The organism is Paenibacillus sp. GCM10027630 (genome assembly GCF_042676305.1).
Lineage (GTDB): Bacteria > Bacillota > Bacilli > Paenibacillales > NBRC-103111 > Paenibacillus_S.
The window spans coordinates 46,726-67,080 of sequence record NZ_JBHTGY010000038.1; the positions used below are offsets into that span (position 1 = coordinate 46,726).

The window sequence follows — 20,355 nt, forward strand, 5'->3', positions numbered from 1 at the left end:
TCTATTCCAGCTCCTTCTTACGGCAAACGTACACAAATGCAGGCGGTAGATTAAGTGGGACCACTTTAATTTGCTCTATATGAAAATAGTGTTTCAATAGCTGTTTCATTTGTAAAGAATACTGAAAAGCAACAAAGAGTCCACCGGGTTTAAGAGATGCTGCAATTTCATCCATCAGCCTTATTCGCAGCTCCTCAGGGAAGTTGAAAAAAGGAAGTCCGCTTATAATAGCATCCAACTGCCCGATTCCTTCCACACCAAGAGCGCCTTGGATATCGGTGGCATCAGGATGGCAGCCGTATTGAGGATATTGCAAGGCTAGCTGCTTTCTCAGCATAGGCTCTTTTTCAAATAATAAAATCCGGGTCTGTCCCTTTGAAGCCAATTTAATTTGCTTGGTTACAGCGCCCGTGCCCGAACCAAGCTCTGCAACAGATTGTACAAGGTCCCAAGGGATGCTTCTAGTTAAAGCTTGTGCCAAATATTTGGAGCTGGGAGTAATACTGCCCACTTCTTTAGGCGAGCGTAAAAATTTATTAAGAAACAGGAATTTCTCCTGAACTAATGCGCTTAGGTGCACGATCAATATAATTCTCCTCCTCATATGGAATTCACTAGAAACATCATACTTATTTTGGCATATGAGGTTCAACTGTCTGTGGTCCTGATTTCAACTGGACCTAAGGCTAGGATACTGGTATGAGGAAATAAAAAAACACGGTATATACCGTGTTAGTATGGCGGACGCCCTTAGGCAATCCGATTCTTTATTAGTTCATAGTCTGAAGCACCTGATAAGTTACTACAAGAACGAAAGTTATCAAAGTGGCGCCTGTTACATAAGAAAATCGTTTGCATGAGAATGTCATGGCGGTTCTCTCCTTTTAATGAGTGAAAGTATAGCGCAAGGCTGAACAATCAATAAGCGCCTAATACGCAATATGTATATTCTATAATAGCATATCATTTGCTAGTGTTAAACTTTTGTGAAGCTAGCCCATTTTCTTCAGCTCATCCAACGGGTAAAAGGTGCCGCGCCAATAAATACCACCCTGTCGAACCGTCAACCAGACAGAACGGATGATGATATAGCATAGCAGACAGACCGTGAGCGGCAGTACTATGACTTCTTTGCCATTATGCCCAATTAAATAGCGGCTGAGACGCAGGTATAGAACAAGCAGGATTAGGATAGCTCCGGTATACAGCCACAAAGGCCACCCATCCAATATGAAGATAGCGAGAAATGGAAAAAAGAACATCAGGAGCTGTCCCAATACGCCTAGTAAAGCTAGACCGATACGGTAATGAAAACCGGAAAATAAGTTTTTCTCTAATCCTCGAACGGCCTCACCTAAGGAAGAATACCATTCAACCGCGATATGCTCTCTGCCTGATGCAAGTCTTTGACGCAGCCCCGCTTGCTTGACACGGATTCCAAGCTGTAGATCATCATCAGGGCGTAAGGCGAACGCTTTGTGAGTCCCTATGCACTCGTAAGCCGTCCGGGTCATCATGTTAAAAGCGCCTACGCCCATGCCATGTTTGTGCTGGCTGTCAATATTGGCGCGCCAAGGCTTTATATACAAGCTGAAGGCAAAGAAGAAGTACTGCACGAATGCCCGCAGCCAGAAGCTGCGCACAATCATGTCAGGAGCCAGAGTCAGATGATCGACATTGTTTTCTTTCATATAGTGGACTGCGTCAGCGATAGCAGCGGGTTGAAACAGCACATCCGCATCCGTGAATAAAACATATTGTCCACGTGCTTGCTGATACCCTTGATATAGAGCATGATTTTTACCTATCCAGCCTGCGGGGAGCGAAGTAACATGAATGATCCGCAGCGGGACAGGAATGTTCTGTCTGCCTTCCGACCATTTACGCAGCTCTTCCAGCTTGCGACCGGTATCGTCTTGAGAACGGTCGTTAACGGCAATGATCTCCAGACGGGGATAAGTTTGATTCAGCAGATGTTTAACCGTCTCCGAGATGGATGCTTCCTCTTCCTTAGCGGCAATTATGACGGAAACAAGGGGGAGCTCATGGACAGCTTTTGCTTGACGCTGCTGCCTTGCTTTGTTTATAAGAACAACATTTGAGGCCAGGGTTTTATCATCCTCCTGGTCTTCTTTGTTATGAGGCAAATGCAGCATAAGCTCACGAGCCCGGTAAGTATCCCAGAGCATATACAACCAATAGGATATGGTGAAGATGGCCAGCAGCTTGAGTACCAGCATAAGTGTACCCTCCCGGATGTGCTTTTTTGGCATTATATCATGGGCTGAGACAGGACGACAAATCCACCTGTGGCTGTGTTACAATAAGTAAGTTAAGCGTTTGTTCTTGAATACCGAGTTACTGGTTTTATTTTTTGCTTAAGCACAATCATCATAAACGCATACGTCCTTGTGGACGGTTAGCCGTTTGTTTTTGGATAAATACTTACAGTCCGGCACAGGTTGGAGGAAAGGGAAGCGGGGAGTGTAGCGGGTGATGAATAAGGACGGAGCTAGAGATAAGAGCGGGGCAGGAGAAGGAAGTTCGATGTTCCGCAAAAGAATCAAGGGAACCGAGCTGGCCGATTTTTTGCAGACGATAAGGCAGCAGGGTACGGAATTGGATGATTTGCTATTTCTGTGCGTGGGAACAGACCGGTCGACAGGAGATTCATTGGGGCCGCTTGTTGGTATGATGCTAGAGGATGCAGGTTATCCGCATGTAATTGGAACGCTGCAGCACCCGCTGGATGCTGGCAACATTAAAGACCGATTGAGCGAGCTGCCTCAGGGCAAGCATGTCATTGCTATTGACGCGTGTCTTGGACAACCGGCTTCTTTAGCGAGCTATCAGGTTTCCAATCAGCCGTTGGAACCGGGGAAATCACTCGGCAAGCAGCTGCCGGCGATAGGTGACTATACAATTGCAGCAATTGTGAATGTTGATGGGGGCAATAAGTATTCAATTTTGCAAAGCACCCCTTTGTACCGCGTTTATCTGATGGCGGGAGAAATCGTTGAAGCGATAAAGAAAGTATTTCCTGTTCGATGAAGCCTGTACAATCTAAGTTACTATGGAATATCCCTTATTGAACACGAGGTGAACAGCGTCCAATTTGCCGCAGCTGTTCTCTCAGACACTGCCTTTCTTAGGCGGTGTTTTTTTGTTTGCCCGTTTGTGATGAATTTATTTGGGTGATTCAAATAATATCGATTGTTTATTTTCGATATATCGATTAATATTATTCGTAATAAAACTAAAGGAGACTTCAATATGTCGCTGCACGGCAATCATAGGCACAAACGAGGAGACCGAATAGGACGAATTCAATTAGCCATTCTTCAGCTTCTTCGCATTGAGCAGATGCACGGGTATCAAATAATTAAGCAACTGGAAGAGAAGGCAGAGGGTTTATACAGCCCTAGTGCAGGAACCGTGTACCCGGCCCTTCAAGAATTACATGATAAAGGGCTTATCGATATTGATGAGCAAAAAGAGAAAAAGGTTTATTTTCTTAATGAAAATGGAAAAAAGCATGTTCAGGATATGGGACTGGAGTCTAATGAATTCTGGACTGAGTGGCGTCGCCGTCTAGCCTGGAAGCAATCGGAGCAATTTAAAATGCTGAGAGAAGAGCTGGATAAGTGGGAACAAGAGCTTCATGCTGCTAAGAAACAGCTGGTTAGAAATCCGGCTCGCACAGAAGAGCTGCTTGCCATTCTTGCTGAAGCTCGCAAACAAGTATCCCTTTGGACACAACCCAAGGATTCAAGAGAATAAGTTTAGACAGAACCCTTATTTGAGGAGATGAAGAGTTGATGAGAGATGGAGACGGGAGCGGACGCTGGGACGGAGGAAGTAAACAAGCGCTGCAAAGCCGGGGGAAAGCAAGCTTGAAGGAGGTGTCGATCCGTCGAATATACAGTTTGTTTCGAGGATATCTGTGGCAATTAACGGCCATTATTGTGCTTGCGCTTGCTGCAGCGCTGATTGGCTTGATTCCTCCGCTTGTGATGAAAGAAATTATAGATATAGCCATTCCCAAGGGGGATAAAAGGCTGCTGACTTTAATGATCGGGCTGTTGGTGGTTCTTCCGCTGCTAAGCGGGTTACTTGGAGTATGGCAGAACCACCAGAATACGAAGGTCGGCCAAGGTGTTATGCGGGATTTGCGGCGGACGCTATTCGCTAATCTGCAGCGGCAGTCGATGAGCTTTTTCACCGATGCGAAATCGGGGGAAATCATCCAGCGGTTGACGGGCGATGTGCAAGCTGTACAGAACGTGGTTACTACCGTTGTAGTATCGGCCGTAACTCAAGGCGTTATCGTCATTACAACGGTAGTCATTTTGTTCGTGCTGGACTGGCGATTAGCGATATTGTCGACAATCATTCTGCCATTATTTATTTTGCCCGTCCGCAAAGTATCTCAGATACGCAAGCGGCTGCGCGGGGAAACTCAACGTGTGCGCGGCGATATGTCTGCGCAGCTGGGAGAAATTTTTGGCGTATCCGGAGCGCTTTTGACCCGGATTTTTCAGCAGGAGTCGAAGCAGGAGAAGGATTTTGACGTTCTGAACCAAAAGGTGATGGATTTAGAGCTCCGCCTCAATTTAGTCGGACGCTGGTTTGGCATGGTGCTCGGCATATTGGGGCCTCTGGGCACAGCATTGATTTACTGGTATGGAGGCTGGAACGTAGTAGAAGGGACTATGACAATTGGCGCCATTGTCGCCTTCACCGCTTACTTGGGCCGACTGTATGGTCCAGTCGGCACGCTGTTGAATCTGCAGGTCGAGGTGGCGACAGCGCTAGGTGTGTTCCAGCGTATTTTCGAATACGAAGATATGGAGCCGGAAGTGGCGAATAAGCCAGGAGCACAGAAGCTACCTCCGGCGCGGGGGAAAGTCACGTTCCAACACGTATCTTACGCCTACAATAAGGAGAAATATGCGCTGCATGATATCTCCTTTACGGCGCTGCCAGGTGAAGTTGTGGCGATTGTGGGCCCTAGCGGTGCAGGCAAATCAACTTTAATCGGCATGCTGGCTCGCTTGTACGATCCGACCGAAGGAGCTGTCACTGTCGACGGTCAGGACATCAAGGAAGTGACTTTGTCATCGCTGCGTGATCAGATCGCATTCGTGACACAGGAATCGTTCCTGTTCCACGCTTCCGTGCGTGACAACCTGCGGTTCGCGCGGCTGGACGCGACCGATGAAGAGATTGAGTCGGCCTGTCGTCAGGCCTACATCCATGAAGCCATCGCTGCCATGCCGGAAGGCTACGGGACGATGGTCGGCGAACGCGGCCATCGTCTCTCCGGCGGGGAGCGGCAGCGGCTTGCCATTGCGCGGGCGATTCTGAAGAATCCGCGCATTCTGGTGCTGGACGAGGCGACCTCGCACCTCGACTCCGAATCGGAGTCGTATGTGCAAGCGGCGCTCGATGAATTGATGCGTGGGCGGACGACGCTCGTCATCGCCCATCGGTTGTCCACGATCCTGACCGCGGACAGGATCATTGTACTTGAGGCCGGACGCGTGGCGGAGTCCGGCCGGCATGCCGAGCTGCTGCAGCACGATGGGCTGTATGCGCGGCTGTATCGAACGCAGTTCGAAAAAGTTATGGCATGAGTAGCCCTAATAGGCTAATCTTGGTTTCATGCCGCAGAGGTTAACCTTTTCTAGTATCCCGTGATATTCGGAGAACCGGTAATTTGCCTAGCGGCTACCGTCGCAGATAGAACAATTAGAAAAGCCTCCGACCCATTAAGCAGTCGGAGGCTTCTTTATGTCTTTCAAACATTTTTCGAAAATTATGAATAACTATTCATCGATCAGTCGAGAGTCGAGCTGCACTCATCAAGCAACAAGCTTTAACCCGACTGCGGAACCAAGTACTAATGTAATACATAGTATTCTCGTCAAATTTTTGGGCTCGCCATAGAAGATCATTCCCAGGATAGCTCCGCCTGATGCGCCAATTCCTGTCCAAACTGCGTAGGAAATACCCATAGGCAAAGTTTTCATGGCGATGGAAAGAAATAAAAAGCTGGCTCCAAACCCGGTCAGGAGCAGCAGCATGTTTTTCCAATTACGATCCTTGTATAATCTATGCATCATGACGACACCAACCATTTCACATACACCTGCTATAATGAGAGAGATCCAGCTCATTTGGCTTCAGCTCCCTTGACTTCAGACGTATCCTTCGTAACGAGCTTAAGCCCGATAACCCCGATTAAAAGAGCAATAATAAGCAGCAGCTTGGTGATTTTGAATGGTTCCCCAAATAGAAGCATCTCAGACAGAACGGTTCCTGCTGTTCCCAATCCAACGAAAATGGCGTAAACCGTTCCAACAGGCAGTTCTTCGCCTGCTTTTATCATCAAATAAAAGCTAATACTAATAGCAACGACTGTCCCGCACCATTCCCATAAGTTATCCGCATGCTTCAAACCAATTACCCATAGCACCTCGAAACATGCAGCTATAAACACTTGAATCCACTGTTTATTCATGATGAACACTTCCTTTCAAACCTAACATTGAACCAGTTTTTATTTAGCAATAATGCCTTGCCAGTATAATCGCCATACGCTCTGCATGCGCTGCTCGAAATCACTGCGATTGTAGTAAAATTGCTGGATAAAGGCGCCGTCAACCAAGCAATAGAAAGAGGCGAGCAAATCCTCGACCTGCTCTCGGCGAAGTATACCTTCTTCCATCCCATTCAAAAAGATACTCTTTACCACTGCTGACAAAGCTTCCTCGGATTCAGCAAAACGGGAACGCAGCGCTTCCTGTAAGGAAGTGGGAGGGAAGAGCATAGCTCTCTTGAGAAAGGTAACATTCTCCTCACTTAGCCAGTATGTCCGGCAGACGTCGTGGACGATGGTATAAAGCTTATCATGAACGGACATTGAAGCAATGGTCTGCTCCATCCCTTTAATTTTACCAAGCTGCTCCTCTATGACACTATCAAATACTGCCAGAAACAGGTCTTCCTTGCTTGAAAAATGTGCATACAAGGATGGGGTCTTGATACCGACTTCTTTGGCAATTCCCGATAGTGGGGTCGCATCGTAACCATTGTGAGCGAACAAGCGCAGCGCGGCTGCTTTTATTTTAATGGCTGTCATTGAAGCCACACCTTTCAAGTGAGAGGCCGTCCTCTCTATCATCTAACTAACGTTAATTAGGTAAACTCATTGTACTTCATCTCGGATACCTTTTCAATTCTTTTTTATTCCACGGGTTAATGTTTTGTACATTTGGTCATCCTATAATGATTGGATTAGCTCCCCTTATCTTGTATGATATCGAGACTCGAATTGCCAGAGCGATAAGCCGAGCCACACTATGGGCGTGCTTAGTTATTATGCTCGCGATTGCAGTTTTTACCCTGTGAGGCTCCAAGTGGATGTATCTTCCAATCCTTAGAATGCTGCCGCGCTGGCGGTGATACCATGAAATCACGCAGAAGCTGAATAAACAATGTGCAAAATTTTATTTCGTGATTCACATTAAAATGGAGAGCGTGACACTGGATGCTACTGTTTAGTTATTTATTATTTGAGTCTCCACATTGCGAAAATAGCAGGGGATTTATTGAAATACATTCACCTTTACCCCCCAGGATTTAATTAAAAGGAAATTCTCCGTAAATATTCGGTTATTTCCGCAGAAATAGGGGTTAACTGGAAATGGTCATGTTAAATCGGTGATTTTGTAAGAATTAGGTCGGATTCTATAGAATTAACGGGATGGTTTCCAGCTGTGTGGTTGAGAAGCGAGTAAAGGAGTAAATTTAGCATGAGCTTTTCCCTTTAATTAAATAAAAGAGCATCATTCCAACTCAATGAACCCTATATCGATAAAATGATGGAAGAATTCGCAGCAAGCTTAGCGAAATTGAAGAATACTATTTAACGAGATGAATTGAAAGAAAGCAGGCTGTCCCTCCATTTTGGAGGACAGCCTGCTTTTTCGTGGTTAAGGGCTCACGGGATCTGGAAGCGCAGGTGGAAATGAATTATTGCGCTACATCCGTAACGGTGACCTTGTACTCGTAAAGCTGGGAAGGGGGCTTTCTCACTTCCTCAAGGCCAGTATAAGTACCAGTGATAGTGGCCGGTCCTGTCTTGAACTTGAATTTGCCGCTTAGCGTTATGTAACCGTTGCTGAGCTGAGCAATAGCTTTATTGTCCTCGACAGAGGTTATTGTTACTTGGAAGCGAACCTTCTCGTTTTTATGATTCGTTAGCTCGGTGAGGGGAATATCAATGAAGTCCACATTAGTTTTGGCGAATACATACTTGTTGTCGCGATATTCGTAATAAGCTTTGCGTCCTGCCCCATCACCCGTAGGATTATCGAACACGATTGTTCCGGAGCGGTCGATATCCATTTTATCAGCCTCGATATCCAGAATCTTACGCATTTGCGTTGACTTTACCTCGTACGCGATGTAGCGTGTTTTCCGGTTTTTCGAAGCCGCTTCGATAAGTAGAGAAGGTGTATCCGGTTTACCGTCTCCAAGCTGCTCGGACCATTGCACCGATTTTATCGTAAGCCCTTTATCAAGCTCAGCTTGAGCGGTTTCGATTTTTTGATCCGTCAGAAAGCGTGCCATCACTATAGCTTTGTTGTCTAATATGCCTGCGGCAAGCAGCTTGGCGCCTCCTGCTGCTTTGGCGCTGACCACATTGGTGAACTTGGCTTCATTGCCGGCGGTTTTGCGCAGCAGCTGAAGCGGATCGGATTCGAGCCAGAGCTGCTCGGCATTGCTAACCTCTTTTTGCGTATCCTGATATTTATCCAATACGTTGTACAAGGCAATCGCGTCGGTGAATTTGCGGGAAGCCATGAGCTGCTCGGCGCGGTCGAACTGCTTGCGTATGTTGGTTTGAACATACGCAGTTACCTTGGATGAAGAGCCGCCCAGCTCTTTATAGGCTTGATAAGCCCGTGCCTTGCTGATGAAGCCGGGCAAGTCGTTTTTGGTGAGCAGCTTCGCAAGCTCGCTTTGTGCATAAGCTTCCAGCTTGGGCAGCAGCCAAGCTGCTTCAATGCCGTTAGAATCATAAAACTTGCGGATTCGCACCGCATCCTTCAGGACCTCTTCATAAGTCTTATTTTTGAAGAGGGTATCCAATCGGGCTTGATCATATCGTTCAAGCAGCTTGTTTAGCTGCTGTTTTTTGGTTTTCTCATCCGTGAAAAAGGCAGCTGGCAGCTGCTGAAGATAGATAATTGCGTTATCGCTGTCGAACGTCTTCTTGCTTATATCAGCTTCCAAGCTTTGGATGAGCTTCTGCTTGCTGCCGGTGAATACCTCCGTGAATCGTTCTTCTATCTTGTTGGCAGCGACCATATCAGCAAAGCGCTTGTTGGCAGCCTCATCCTGTGCAGCCATTTCTGCTGCTTTCGTCTGGAAAGACTCGTAGCTCTTGAGCAGCAGGTTAATGTCATTGGCCTCATTGGCTGCCGCCAAGTCCGCTTCCAAAGCTCCAAAATAGCGCTTTAGCTCGGTTACAGGTCTTAGTGCAGCGAGGGCCTCGGCTGTTTCGCTATCCTTATATTTAATGCTATTAATGTTCTGGGCTCTTGTGTAGGTTTCTTCTGCTTCAAGGTCGTTACCTGCTGCCTGAAGCGTGGCAGCTTCAGCGTACAGCTTGGTTTTCATCCAGCTGTTATATCCCTTGTAGGCGGCTAAGCACAGCATAAAGGCAAGCAGCATAGCGGCTGCATTGCGGCTTCGTATCGAGTGCTTGTACATGGAAGCAGACATTTCAAGCCTCCTTTCTTAATAAAACTCAGAATGCATAATTTTCAGCGAGGCTGGACCATTCTGATATTGCGAGAGAAGCTGCTATCGCTTAACCTTATAATATTCCTTGAAGCTCCGGGTCTGCTTCATATTTCAACTTCACCGTTTCCTTCACCTTCGGGTATAGCACGGGAAAGGAATCTGGACGGTCCGCGACCAAGCGACATAGCCTGATCAACCTCTCTCGCGGCAGCTCATCTACAAAATCGGCAATCATCTGCTCATATTGAATGACATATGCATTTACACGCAGCGCTGCGGTCACCACCTGACCGATTACAGCCCGGCCACCCGCTAATGCCTCGATTTCCTCTCGGTGCTTGAAGGTATAGTCGATAACATTACGCTTAACCAGCTCCGGGCTCACCTTACTCACTTCAAATAAATAGCGGATAAAATCCGGATCAAATGCATCAGGGACGAGTGTGCTTAACTCAAGATCCATGTCCTTACGCAGTACAAAATGATTCAAGCACATAAGCTTTAGAACCTTCACCTGATTGCCGCTGATTAAATAGCCGATTTCCCTTAGCTTCTCGTAGGCGAGCTTGAAATCATCTGACTTCAAATCCTTTGCGGCGTCTTCGGTGTCGCGAAGCAAGCCTTCGCGTATGGCGAGATTTTCGTACTGCAGCAGGTTTTGTATAGTCTGCGTCTCCAAGTAGGGAGCATACGGCCTGCGGATCAGGAAGTAGGCGACTATAAGCGCAGCGCCTGCAAGCAGCGAGATGGCCATCTCCATAAAGCTGCGGGCAAAAACACAAGCAGCAAGGCTTACCGTGCTGACAATCAATACGTCCCTTTGCTTATTGCGTTGCAGGATGGATCGGGTCACTGACTGAAGATCAAGAAATTTGCCTTCTGCACCACACTGCAGACAATACTCTTCCCACAGGGTGGAGTAATTGCCGCAACTTTTACACTGTTTCAAACGTTGAAAGATGTGGCTGGTTGGTCGACTTTTGCGAAAGTGGGCTGCAATCTTATTTGCCAGGGTGCTCACCGCCGTTCAATCGGCTTTGCATATCGGTGTCAATGCTTTCAAGGGAGACTGCGCTCCGTCTGATTTTATTAAATTGAACCCAGCGGTTCAGGATATAAATAGCGGCTAAAGCCAGCAGGCAATAAGTCAGCATTTCAATCCTCCTATTAGATGCGTTAAGAACCGTGTTATGAAACTATTAAATCATGATAAGAATATCATAAGAGCGGGAGCAGTGGAATTTTACGTGTTAAAAGATTAATATGAGAAGTAGAAAGAATTCTATTTTACAACCACATTTACCAAATACCTACAAAACCAGACCACCGGTTCGACAATCCGGTTATCGATGAATTCGGAGGATTAACCCGTGAAGACAAATAAAATGATAATAACCCTAGCCGCAGCTGTACTTAGTCTGCTTATCAGCCTGCCGTTCAGTGCATTTGCCGCTCCTGCTGCCGGTGATACCAAAATTGATGCTGTGCTTTCTGTAGATGTCAGCAGCTCGATGAACGAAAGCGATGTTAACAAAGTAAGCTATGAAGCGATGAAAATGTTTATCGACATGGCTTCGGTACAAGGAGATAAAGTAGGTGTGGTCGCTTATACCGATCAGATTTTGCGGGAAAAGGCGCTGCTTAAAATCAATAGTGCGCAGGATAAGCAGAATCTCAAATCATTTATAGACCAATTGACGAGAGGACCCTATACAGATGTTGCAGTGGGGGTCAACGAAGCTGTAAAAATATTGGAATCCGGCGGGGGAGAGGCAGGCCATGTGCCGCTTATTGTCCTTCTGACGGATGGCAACAATTCGTTAAACACCGGCAAGACTCAGGAACAGTCCGATCAGATGCTCAATCAGGCTGTGAAAAAGGCGAAGGAAAAGAACATCCCCATATACACGATCGGCTTGAACGCGGATGGAAAGTTGAACAAGGATGCGCTTGAGCGGATCTCGAACGAGACCGGGGGCAAGCTGTTTATTACAAGCACAGCGGACAATTTGCCGAAAATCTTGAGTGAGATTTATGCGAGCCATTTGAAGCTGAAGGTTGTGCCTTTAACTGGGTTTACCGCGAATGGCGATTTCCAGGACGTGACGGTGAATATCCCGAATGCGAGTGTACTGGAGGCTAATATTTCGATTATGTCCTCCAAACCGGTAGAAGTAAAGCTGGTTAATCCGGCTGGCCAGGAGCAGACGATTCCGTCTGATAAAATTGTATTTTCGTCCTCCTCTGCCTATACGTTAATTAAGCTTTTGAGCCCGGCGCAAGGGGATTGGAAGCTTAGAATTAAAGGTGTTCCGAAAGAAAAAATCGATATTAATTTAATTTATAACTACGATGTGCAGGTGTCGATGGAACTTTCATCGTCTATATCATATAAGCCCGGGGATACTGTGCCGGTTAAAGCCTATCTTCAAGCTAACGGGCAGAAGGCAACGGATGCCAGTTTATATAAAAATGCGAAGGCAACGCTGCTCATAACCGATCTCGATACGAAGAAAACTTCAGAAGTTCCGCTCACCACGGCAGCACAGGGCTTTGAAGGTACAATGAAGGTGGCTGAAGCGCATGACTATGAAGTGAAAGTGAAGGTGGAGGATGCGAATTTCGTGCGCGAATCGCAGCCGGCATCCATTTCAGCGAAAAAGGCAGGAGCAGCGCCTGCGCCGACTGCTCCAAGCACCACACCAGCCGAAGGGAGCAGCGCTACACTAATCACTCCGATTGCATGGATCGGTGGGGCATTGGTGCTGCTGATTGCGGCAGCATTGTTCGCACTATCCATGTGGAAAAAGGCCAATAAAGGCTTTTTTGGGCAAATGGTTGTGGAAGTGAAGGATGAGGACACAGGGGATCGGACGAGCCCGCAATACCGGAAACTGAACACATTCAAGGGTAAGGTTGATTTGCATCAATTGCTGCAGCTGGCGCCTGAGTTTGCTGAGACGAAGCAGATTATTTTTAAGCCCGGCCCCGGAGATACAATCGTTCTGTACAATCAATCCAGCTGCATCATTGAAAAAGGCGGCCGTGTGTTTGATGCCGTGCAGGGCAAGGAGCTTAAGAATAACGACCGAATCAAAATTTCGCTTCAAAACGTAAATAAATCCGTAACTGTAGAATATTTGAAATAATTTGAATGCAGGAGGCAACCTTATGAAAGCAGTTGTAAGAGAGCATATTCAACAGCTGGACGTGTCTTTGGGCGGTGGCATTATTAGTGATAAGATTCGCGTAGATACGATCGACAACCCGATGCTCGTCATTGGTCTTGGCGGTACCGGAATCGATGCGCTTCTACGCCTTAAATATCAGATTAATCGCAGATTTAAGCTTCCTGAGGATCCCTTTACGAAGAAAAAGAAAGAGAAGCCGAATAATGTCGAGTTTCTCGCTTTGGAAACCAATGAGCATGACCGGAATAAGAAATACAAAGGGATCGGTCTTGATCCGTTGACTGAATTCGTGCTGTTGTCTAATGCCGAGATCGGCAGTGTGCTGCAGAACCGCAGCATTTTGGAGCCGTATATTAGGGAGTGGCTATCTCCTGAGTTGACGATTACGGACGGGATTAACGGAGCTTCAGGTGTACGGCAGGCAGGCCGCTTGCTGTTATTCACGAAGATCGTGCAGGTCGTGCAGACGATAGAACGGAAGATCAAGTCATTATCCGTCGGAACGAACAAGAAGCTGATGGTGTTTCTGCTGACGGGTCTGTCCGGTGGAACTGGAAGCGGCTGTTTCCTCGATATTTCTTATATCGTCAGAGGCATTATCGAGCGCGATTATGGCTCTGCTGGCGTAGATAAGGTGAATGTGCTCGGTTATCTTTTTACACCGGATGTGAATCTGGCCAATAAGAGCTTGACCGAACATTCACGCGAATATATCCGTAAGAATGGCTATGCTGCTATGAAGGAATTAGATTACTGGATGAACGTGGATGAGCGGAATGAGCGGTTTAAGCAGCAATATGCCAATATTTTGAATGTGAACTCGCCTATGCCGCCGTTCAATCTGGCCCATCTCATTTCGGCTACGAACTTGGAAGGCAAGCTGCTCGAAAATGCATACGATTATTGCATGAACGTGACGGCCGAAAATATTACGAACTTCATGGCAAGCGAGGACAAGCAGTCCGGCGAGGAATTTGCCATTCATGACTATATAAGCAACATTCGTACGAACATTAACCAAATGCCCAAAACCTATGCGGCCAATTACCAATACAACATCCTGGGTGCGTCCTCTGCCGTGCTGCCGATTGAAGAAATGACGACATATTTGGCTTTTAAGGTGTTCAAGCGGATGGAGAAAATGTTCGATGCTGGCCCGTCCCAAGAGGATGTGGAGAAGCTGGCGCATAAGCTGGGCATCGACCCTGACTCTGTGCATCGTGAATTTGGCAAACGGGTTCCCGAGCCGATTCCCGGCTACCAGAACAGCGAGCGAATGAGCTACAGCAATGTGATTAAACAGCAGGTGGTTAACATTGATACCGAGCTGGAGCAGAGCTTCCTGTCGCGAGCGCGCGAGGAATACATTAAAAGCCGGAGGCAGCTTCCAGGGCAGCTGAAAGAAGGCTTCACCGAGCAGATTACCAAAATGTTCCGCAATCCTGAACAGGGGCCGTTCTACGTTTCTCGTATTATTTTGCAGGATAAAGGCTTTTGTCTTCTTAAGCTGATTTCTTCTTATATTGAGGCTTTAAAAGAAAGCATCTACCGCATCCCGCGCGATATTGAGTCTGCTGAAGAGCAATCATTGCAAAAAATGACCGAGGCTCGCAGCGCCTTTATCTCCAAGGATAAGAAAAAGGATGCCTACATCGAGGCCAAAATTCAGGAATTTCTGCTGCATGCCGACCGTGAGCGAATGGAGCAAATGGTTGAGTTTTATGAGGATTTATATACTTTGATCAATGATGAAAATTCGCGCATTTATCAGGTATTTTCCGAGCTGCTAAGCGAGCTTAATAAAATATTCGAGAAGAACGGCCGAATTCTGGCCAACGGCGCAGAGGAAGTAGATCATAAGGGCAACCGCACCTATTATTGGAACGTTGTCAGTGTTCCGGACATTGCCAAATTAGTTGGAGATGTAACCAATGAGAAAAATGTGAATGATCTGATCCGGGATTTCACGAATGAAATGCTCATTAAATCGAATCAATGGATTAAAGAGCAGGAAGTGGACGTCATCAGCTCGATCTCCGAGTTTCTGACCGATCATTTTGGTGATTTAATTACGAAGTCGATGGAAGAATATTTGGTTATTAAATATGGTCATGAGGATTCAATCGAAAAGCTGGTTGAGTCCAAAATATCGGGACGTCTGTATGAGGAAGCCAAGCCGGTCTTCCATCTGAGCAACAGCTCGGGTAATTTTAACTTCCCTTCGTGGGGGTTTGTATCTGTACCTGTAAAAGCGCCGAACATTTTTAAAGGTATCCGAAATTTCCAGGATAATGCGATTGCTAATTCAAGGTTTACGATTAAGGAAAGTGAAGTCAAAAACCGTATTTTCTGGCTGAACACACAGAACGGCATTCCGCTGTTCCTGTACACGCCGATGAAGGTATATGAAGAAAGCTATGAAAGAACGATTCTTGAGCCCGAAGGCATTGGCCGCCATCTGGTCCAAACAGATAAGGTGAACTGGACGTATTTGCCGTCTCCAATCCCAGAGAAATCCTGGGGAGACACTTACGAGAATAATCGGGTCAAAAAATATAATGCCGAGGTGCGTTTCTCCTTCGAGAGGGCACTCGCGCTGCGTGTTATTCGTGAAAAAGGCGAGGACAGCGGTACGATTAACCGTTACGAATGCTTATTTACGAAGTCTTTCGATCTGAATCGCTGGCTGGAAGCTTACTCTCTTCAGCTATCGGCTTCGAAGCCTAATCTCGGTGAGCTACAGCGCTGTGTCGGCGACTTAAAGCGTTATATGGCTGAAGGGCTGGAAGCTGAGAGCCGCAAGGATATTTTTGGCAGTGTAAATTTGGATATGGCTAAGGAAAATTTGATCCGCTCGCCAGAGCTGTTGAGGCTGGTCAAAGAGGAGCTTCGCAAATACGATCGAATCGCCGATAAGATAGCTGAGTTTGAGAAGCTGCTTAATGCCTATAAGGACGAAGAGAAGCTGATTGCAAACTTTATCGAAGCTATGTATACCGGGGTTATTACGAAGAAAGGCGCACTTTACGTGTATGACCATGATGCTGAAGAAGATCCGTGGGAGCCTTTCATCAACCTGATGCAAGTTAACAAATTTGTGGAGTACGAAATTTATACCAAGCTCCGCGGCTTGGATGAGAAGCGCCAGAGCATCCTGCAGCGCAAAGCTGCGAAACGTAGCCAGCAGTTGACTGCATCAGAGGATATCGGCAGCTTGGTCTCCTTGCTGCGTGACATGGCGGGCTCCTATCAAGAGTCGAAAACGGCACTCGACTATGACCGTGCCGAGCTTGCGGATGGTGAAGAAATGTACCAATTCTACAAGCAAATCTCCACCAAAGTCAGCGATATGGTTAGAAGCCTGAAATAAATGTTTTACCCTATGGTCTGCTGCTGTTAGTTGGACGATGATTTTGTCGGTCTACTGTGGTCGTTGAATTGGATAGTACTTTTGAGTTCTTATGAGTGCTATCCCTTAGACTCAGGGCGTTAAGTGTTTAGGGTCGTTTATGGTTACTATCCCTTAGACTCAGGGAGTGAAGTGTTTGGGATTGTTTATGGTCACTATCCCTTAGGTTCAGGGTGAGAATTGTTTTGGATCGCTTATGGTTACTATCCTATAGGCTCAGGGAGTAAATGATTTGGGATTGCTTATGGTCACTATCCCTTAGACTCAGGGAGTAAATGATATGGGGTTGCTTATGGTCACTATCCCTTAGACTCAGGTTGAGAATTGTTTTGGGATTGCTTACGGTCACTATCCCATAGGCTCAGGGAGTAAATGATTTGGGATTGCTTATGGTCACTATCCCTTAGACTCAGGAAGTGAAGTGTTTGGGATTGCTTATGGACACTATCCCTTAGACTCAGGGAGTGAAGTGTTTGGGATTGCTTATGGTCACTATCCCTTAGACTCAGGGAGTGAAGTGGTTTGGGATTTCTTATGGTTATTATCCCTTAGACTCAGTTGAATAAGTACCTTATGTGCCATTTTACTTTGATCACTCATTAGGAGCGGTGAAGTTAAGCGTGTCCCACAGGGACGGTAGCGCTGAAAGCACAATAGATACAAAGCAGCTCAAACAGAGCTCTCCCACCAAGCTCTTCGAGGGTGTCCAGAGGGCAGAGCCCTTGGAGCCCTCCCTGTAGGGAGGGTTTGGAAGGGTAAGGACAAGGTAAAAACATGGTTAAGCGTGTCCCGCAGGGACGATAGCGCTGAAAGCACAATAGATACAAGACAGCTCAAACAGAGCTCCCCCACCAAGCCCTTCGAGGGTGTCCAGAGGGCAGAGCCCTTGGGGCCCTCCCTGTAGGGAGGGTTTGGGAGGGTAAATAGCACAATAGATACAAGGAAGCCCAAATAGAGCTCCCCTACCTAGCCCTTCGAGGGTGTCCAGAGGGCAGAGCCCTTGGAGCCCTCCCTGTAGGGATGGTTTGGGAGGGTAAAGACAAGGTAAAGCGTGTCCCGCAGGGACGGTAGCGCTGAAAGCACAATAGATAACAAGGCGGCTCAAACAGAGCTCCCCCACCAGGCCCTTCGAGGGTGTCCAGAGGGCAAAGCCCTTGGGGCCCTCCCTATAGGGAGGGTTTTGGAGGGTAAAGATAAGGTAAAAACATGGTTGAGCGTGTCCCGCAGGGACGGTAGCGCTGAAAGCACACTAGGTACAAGACGGCTCAAACAGAGCTCTCCCACCAAGCCCTTCGAGGGTGTCCAGAGGGCAAAGCCCTTGGGGCCCTCCCTGTAGGGAGGGTTTGGGAGGGTAAAGATAAGGTAAAGACAAAGTTAAGCGTGTCCCGCAGGGACGGTAGCGCTGAAAGCACAATAGATACAAGACGGCTCAAACAGAGCTCCCCCACCAAGCCCTTCGAGGGTGTCCAGAGGGCAGAGCCCTTGGGGCCCTCCCTGTAGGGAGGGTTTGGGAGGGTAAAAGCTTGAGGGCAGGGGTGTAATTAAGAAAGGCAGGGAAAAAGGATGAATATTAAAGGGGAATTGGATTCCTTTTCCAAACGATATGCCATGCAGATTGACAGCATGGGCAATGATGGGGATGAGATGCGCAGCATCAATCATCCTGTCGTTTTTGTGTTTCTTGGTGATCACTCAGCTGATGCTCTGGAGGCTGTGCATAGCTTAAACAGGACAAAGTGGAATAATTCTGCGGGTGTGGTTTATCTTCAGCTTGGAACCAAGCAGACTGCGCCACTTGATAACGTGTATGGCTGGAGCTTGCCCGCATCTGCGGAAAGCAAGCAAACCTTGCGCCCATCGATCCGGGAGCAATTTTATGCGGATGAAGCGAAGCGGCTGGAGCTGAATGTGACGTTGCGGCGAATGAACAGCCGCATAGCTGAATTCGGGCGGATGTACACGCATCTGCAGCGCTTGAATATTGCGATTGTCACACGGCTCGACGATCCCTTTAATGTGCTGCTGCCGGAAATAGCCGTGCTGATGGAGACGATCTTCGGAGAGCAATTCCGCTCCGTTGTATTGGATTTGTACGGTTTATTGGAGGAGAAGGCGGTAGGTGATGCTTTCGCTTTTCAATCCTCTCTAGGCGTCAGCTTCCTTCGTGAACTGGATATGTACCAAGGCAGGGATTACACATTTGAGGGGATGCTGCAGTTGACCGGGGAGGGTGTATCACTTCCTGCCGCGCACTCCCCATCCCCATTATTTGATATGGTTTACTTGTTAAGCGACAAGGATGAACGCGGTATTTTTGCCGAGAATGGGATGCAGGGCAATTACGAAGCCATCTGCAATCTCAATCTGCTCAAAAACCGCAAATCGAACAACGAGCTCGATCCGCAGCACGCAGTATACAATAACCAGCATTTTAAGCAGAATGCCACTCCTTCTGACGGCGATGGCCGCAGCTATGCATCGGCAGGCTTTTCTAAAATTACAAGACCCAGTCAGCCGGTTGCTTTGACCGTGCTTTATCATGTTTACCACCGCCTCATAGAGCGGATGCAGGAGAACGCGAGAATGGATCGCGGAAGCATTCAGGAAATGTTAGAGCTGGAACTTCATTACTGGGATCGTGACATTCAGTCGCTGCTGCCTGATCCACAGAAGGCTGTGGAAGGGATGTTCAGTCTTTTACATAGTAAAATTTCATACGCTGAATTAATGACATTAACCTTGCGACAAGCGGAGTCTGCCTTATATGGAGGTAATGCGCAGACCTTTTTTGAAACGAATGTAGTTCGAGGATTGGAAAAAGGTTTTGTGGAGAGCAATTTTGCCGGACGGTTGAAGACGCGATTGGAAAGCAAGGTCATCCGAAATTCGCTTTACGGATATTACAGCGCCTCCTTATGGACCTCATATGAAGAAAGCGGCAGTCTGATCAATGGAATTCGCGAGAAGGCGAAGGAAACGGCCAAGCTGCTGGAGCAAGGCAGAGCTGAGCTGGATCAAGTGTATGCGGAGCGGATAGAGCAGCAGTCTTTTGCGAAAATGTCTTTATGGGACCGATTCACGAACAAAGCCTCGGTCAAAGGCATGACACGTCCTTTTCTGGAGCTTGTGTATGGGATGAAGGTCGAGCTGCTGCTGCTTGAAATGAAGCTGCGGCTTTTGAATGCATATCTTCAGGAACTGGAGGAGCTGCATGACAGGGCTCAGCCATTCGTGGAGCGGTTCCGCCAATTGGAAAAAACTTTGCACGAAGCAAGCCGGGGCAGTATTTCGGTGACCAGCGATTACTTGGGCCGTAATATTAATGAATATTATGGTCACGCGGTGCAGGAGATTTTGACAGAGCTGGAGGGCCGCCGTGATGTACAGTTTTATTTTGACGAACGGCAGATGGGGAACATTTCACTGATGCTTGCAGAAGGGGAAGAGCATGTGCTTCAGCGGTTGATGGAGATGACTCGCAAGGAAGTGTTCAATCATCCCTTGTTTAACCAAACGTTCGAGGATGAGCTGTTGGAGCGCGCAAATGTGACGGCCGGCTATGAGAATCGCGAGGTCCTTTCGAAGGAGGATCTGTTCCGTGATTTGTACAGTACCTTGGAGAATGAAGCTGCAATCCGGGCTGATGTATATAACTCAACGCATAAGCACCGTTATGTTGAAAAATATTTCTTTGGCGATTTTGACAGTGAATTTATTCGTTATGCATTCGCTGTCGATCAGGGCAGCAGGACTTACAAGCTTGGCTGTGTACAGGAAATGAAGCGAAGCGGGATTGAGAAGCTTAATGTAATGGGCGGCTTCCGGATCGAGGATCTAATGTATTACCGGAATGGCAAACGATATTATGATACGTATGTTCAGAATGGATACAGCTTTCACAGCATGGATATATAGCAAAAGGATATAAAGGAAGATAGA

14 protein-coding genes are annotated in these 20,355 nt (G+C 47.3%); 6 read left to right on the forward strand and 8 right to left on the reverse strand.

Going from position 1 to position 20,355, the window contains the following annotated elements:
• Position 1: 1 nt before the first annotated feature.
• Both ACFQ0C_RS20210 and ACFQ0C_RS20215 read right to left on the reverse strand, forming a co-directional pair.
• Positions 2-583, reverse strand: a complete 582-nt coding sequence (locus tag ACFQ0C_RS20210; protein ID WP_379369011.1) for a class I SAM-dependent methyltransferase — start codon at positions 581-583, stop codon at positions 2-4.
• A gap of 409 nt (positions 584-992) precedes the next feature.
• The gene (locus ACFQ0C_RS20215) at positions 993-2,240 is read right to left on the reverse strand and encodes a glycosyltransferase family 2 protein (protein ID WP_379368929.1); all 1,248 of its coding nucleotides are present in this window, start codon (positions 2,238-2,240) and stop codon (positions 993-995) included.
• 256 nt (positions 2,241-2,496) lie between these two features.
• Here ACFQ0C_RS20215 and yyaC point away from each other — a divergent pair, with 256 nt between their 5' ends.
• The 3 genes from yyaC to ACFQ0C_RS20230 all read left to right on the forward strand — a co-directional run bounded on the left by yyaC (position 2,497) and on the right by ACFQ0C_RS20230 (position 5,636).
• Entirely contained in the window at positions 2,497-3,051 is a 555-nt protein-coding gene (yyaC, locus tag ACFQ0C_RS20220; protein ID WP_379368931.1) for a spore protease YyaC, read from the forward strand.
• Between the two features lie 222 nt (positions 3,052-3,273).
• A complete protein-coding gene (locus ACFQ0C_RS20225; protein WP_379368933.1) occupies positions 3,274-3,780 on the forward strand; it encodes a PadR family transcriptional regulator in 507 nt (168 codons plus the stop codon).
• A 38-nt stretch (positions 3,781-3,818) separates the two neighbouring features.
• A complete protein-coding gene (locus tag ACFQ0C_RS20230; protein ID WP_379368935.1) occupies positions 3,819-5,636 on the forward strand; it encodes an ABC transporter ATP-binding protein in 1,818 nt (605 codons plus the stop codon).
• A 228-nt stretch (positions 5,637-5,864) separates the two neighbouring features.
• Here the strand turns inward: ACFQ0C_RS20230 and ACFQ0C_RS20235 are convergent, their stop codons facing one another.
• From ACFQ0C_RS20235 to ACFQ0C_RS20260, 6 genes are all read right to left on the reverse strand, one after another.
• Positions 5,865-6,179, reverse strand: a complete 315-nt coding sequence (locus tag ACFQ0C_RS20235) for a DMT family transporter (protein WP_258216806.1) — start codon at positions 6,177-6,179, stop codon at positions 5,865-5,867.
• Positions 6,176-6,523, reverse strand: a complete 348-nt coding sequence (locus ACFQ0C_RS20240) for a DMT family transporter (protein WP_258216807.1) — start codon at positions 6,521-6,523, stop codon at positions 6,176-6,178. The genes ACFQ0C_RS20235 and ACFQ0C_RS20240 overlap by 4 nt, the downstream gene beginning before the upstream one ends.
• Before the next feature lie 39 nt (positions 6,524-6,562).
• A complete protein-coding gene (locus ACFQ0C_RS20245; protein WP_379368938.1) occupies positions 6,563-7,144 on the reverse strand; it encodes a TetR/AcrR family transcriptional regulator in 582 nt (193 codons plus the stop codon).
• An 893-nt stretch (positions 7,145-8,037) separates the two neighbouring features.
• Complete coding sequence (locus tag ACFQ0C_RS20250; RefSeq protein WP_379368940.1) at positions 8,038-9,795, reverse strand: hypothetical protein; 1,758 nt, start codon at positions 9,793-9,795, stop codon at positions 8,038-8,040.
• 94 nt (positions 9,796-9,889) lie between these two features.
• Positions 9,890-10,669 (reverse strand): hypothetical protein, encoded by a 780-nt coding sequence (locus tag ACFQ0C_RS20255; protein WP_379368942.1) that lies wholly within the window; start codon positions 10,667-10,669, stop codon positions 9,890-9,892.
• Between the two features lie 148 nt (positions 10,670-10,817).
• A complete protein-coding gene (locus tag ACFQ0C_RS20260; RefSeq protein ID WP_379368944.1) occupies positions 10,818-10,970 on the reverse strand; it encodes a hypothetical protein in 153 nt (50 codons plus the stop codon).
• 231 nt (positions 10,971-11,201) lie between these two features.
• Here ACFQ0C_RS20260 and ACFQ0C_RS20265 point away from each other — a divergent pair, with 231 nt between their 5' ends.
• The 3 genes from ACFQ0C_RS20265 to ACFQ0C_RS20275 all read left to right on the forward strand — a co-directional run bounded on the left by ACFQ0C_RS20265 (position 11,202) and on the right by ACFQ0C_RS20275 (position 20,331).
• Positions 11,202-12,965: a VWA domain-containing protein gene (locus ACFQ0C_RS20265; RefSeq protein WP_379369013.1), complete on the forward strand. Its 1,764-nt coding sequence runs from the start codon at positions 11,202-11,204 to the stop codon at positions 12,963-12,965.
• Between the two features lie 22 nt (positions 12,966-12,987).
• Positions 12,988-16,377 (forward strand): tubulin-like doman-containing protein, encoded by a 3,390-nt coding sequence (locus tag ACFQ0C_RS20270; protein WP_379368946.1) that lies wholly within the window; start codon positions 12,988-12,990, stop codon positions 16,375-16,377.
• A gap of 1,602 nt (positions 16,378-17,979) precedes the next feature.
• Complete coding sequence (locus ACFQ0C_RS20275; RefSeq protein WP_379368948.1) at positions 17,980-20,331, forward strand: hypothetical protein; 2,352 nt, start codon at positions 17,980-17,982, stop codon at positions 20,329-20,331.
• The last annotated feature ends 24 nt before the right edge of the window (positions 20,332-20,355 follow it).

Excerpts from the sequence above, each read along its gene's own strand:
- yyaC (WP_379368931.1), top strand. The coding sequence starts at position 2,497 with ATGAATAAGGACGGAGCTAGAGATAAGAGCGGGGCAGGAGAAGGAAGT.
- ACFQ0C_RS20215 (WP_379368929.1), bottom strand. The coding sequence starts at position 2,240 with ATGCTGGTACTCAAGCTGCTGGCCATCTTCACCATATCCTATTGGTTG.
- ACFQ0C_RS20275 (WP_379368948.1), top strand. The coding sequence starts at position 17,980 with ATGAATATTAAAGGGGAATTGGATTCCTTTTCCAAACGATATGCCATG.
- ACFQ0C_RS20250 (WP_379368940.1), bottom strand. The coding sequence starts at position 9,795 with ATGTCTGCTTCCATGTACAAGCACTCGATACGAAGCCGCAATGCAGCC.
- ACFQ0C_RS20240 (WP_258216807.1), bottom strand. The coding sequence starts at position 6,523 with ATGAATAAACAGTGGATTCAAGTGTTTATAGCTGCATGTTTCGAGGTG.
- ACFQ0C_RS20265 (WP_379369013.1), top strand. The coding sequence starts at position 11,202 with ATGATAATAACCCTAGCCGCAGCTGTACTTAGTCTGCTTATCAGCCTG.
- ACFQ0C_RS20225 (WP_379368933.1), top strand. The coding sequence starts at position 3,274 with ATGTCGCTGCACGGCAATCATAGGCACAAACGAGGAGACCGAATAGGA.
- ACFQ0C_RS20245 (WP_379368938.1), bottom strand. The coding sequence starts at position 7,144 with ATGACAGCCATTAAAATAAAAGCAGCCGCGCTGCGCTTGTTCGCTCAC.
- ACFQ0C_RS20235 (WP_258216806.1), bottom strand. The coding sequence starts at position 6,179 with ATGAGCTGGATCTCTCTCATTATAGCAGGTGTATGTGAAATGGTTGGT.
- ACFQ0C_RS20270 (WP_379368946.1), top strand. The coding sequence starts at position 12,988 with ATGAAAGCAGTTGTAAGAGAGCATATTCAACAGCTGGACGTGTCTTTG.
- ACFQ0C_RS20230 (WP_379368935.1), top strand. The coding sequence starts at position 3,819 with ATGAGAGATGGAGACGGGAGCGGACGCTGGGACGGAGGAAGTAAACAA.
- ACFQ0C_RS20260 (WP_379368944.1), bottom strand. The coding sequence starts at position 10,970 with ATGCTGACTTATTGCCTGCTGGCTTTAGCCGCTATTTATATCCTGAAC.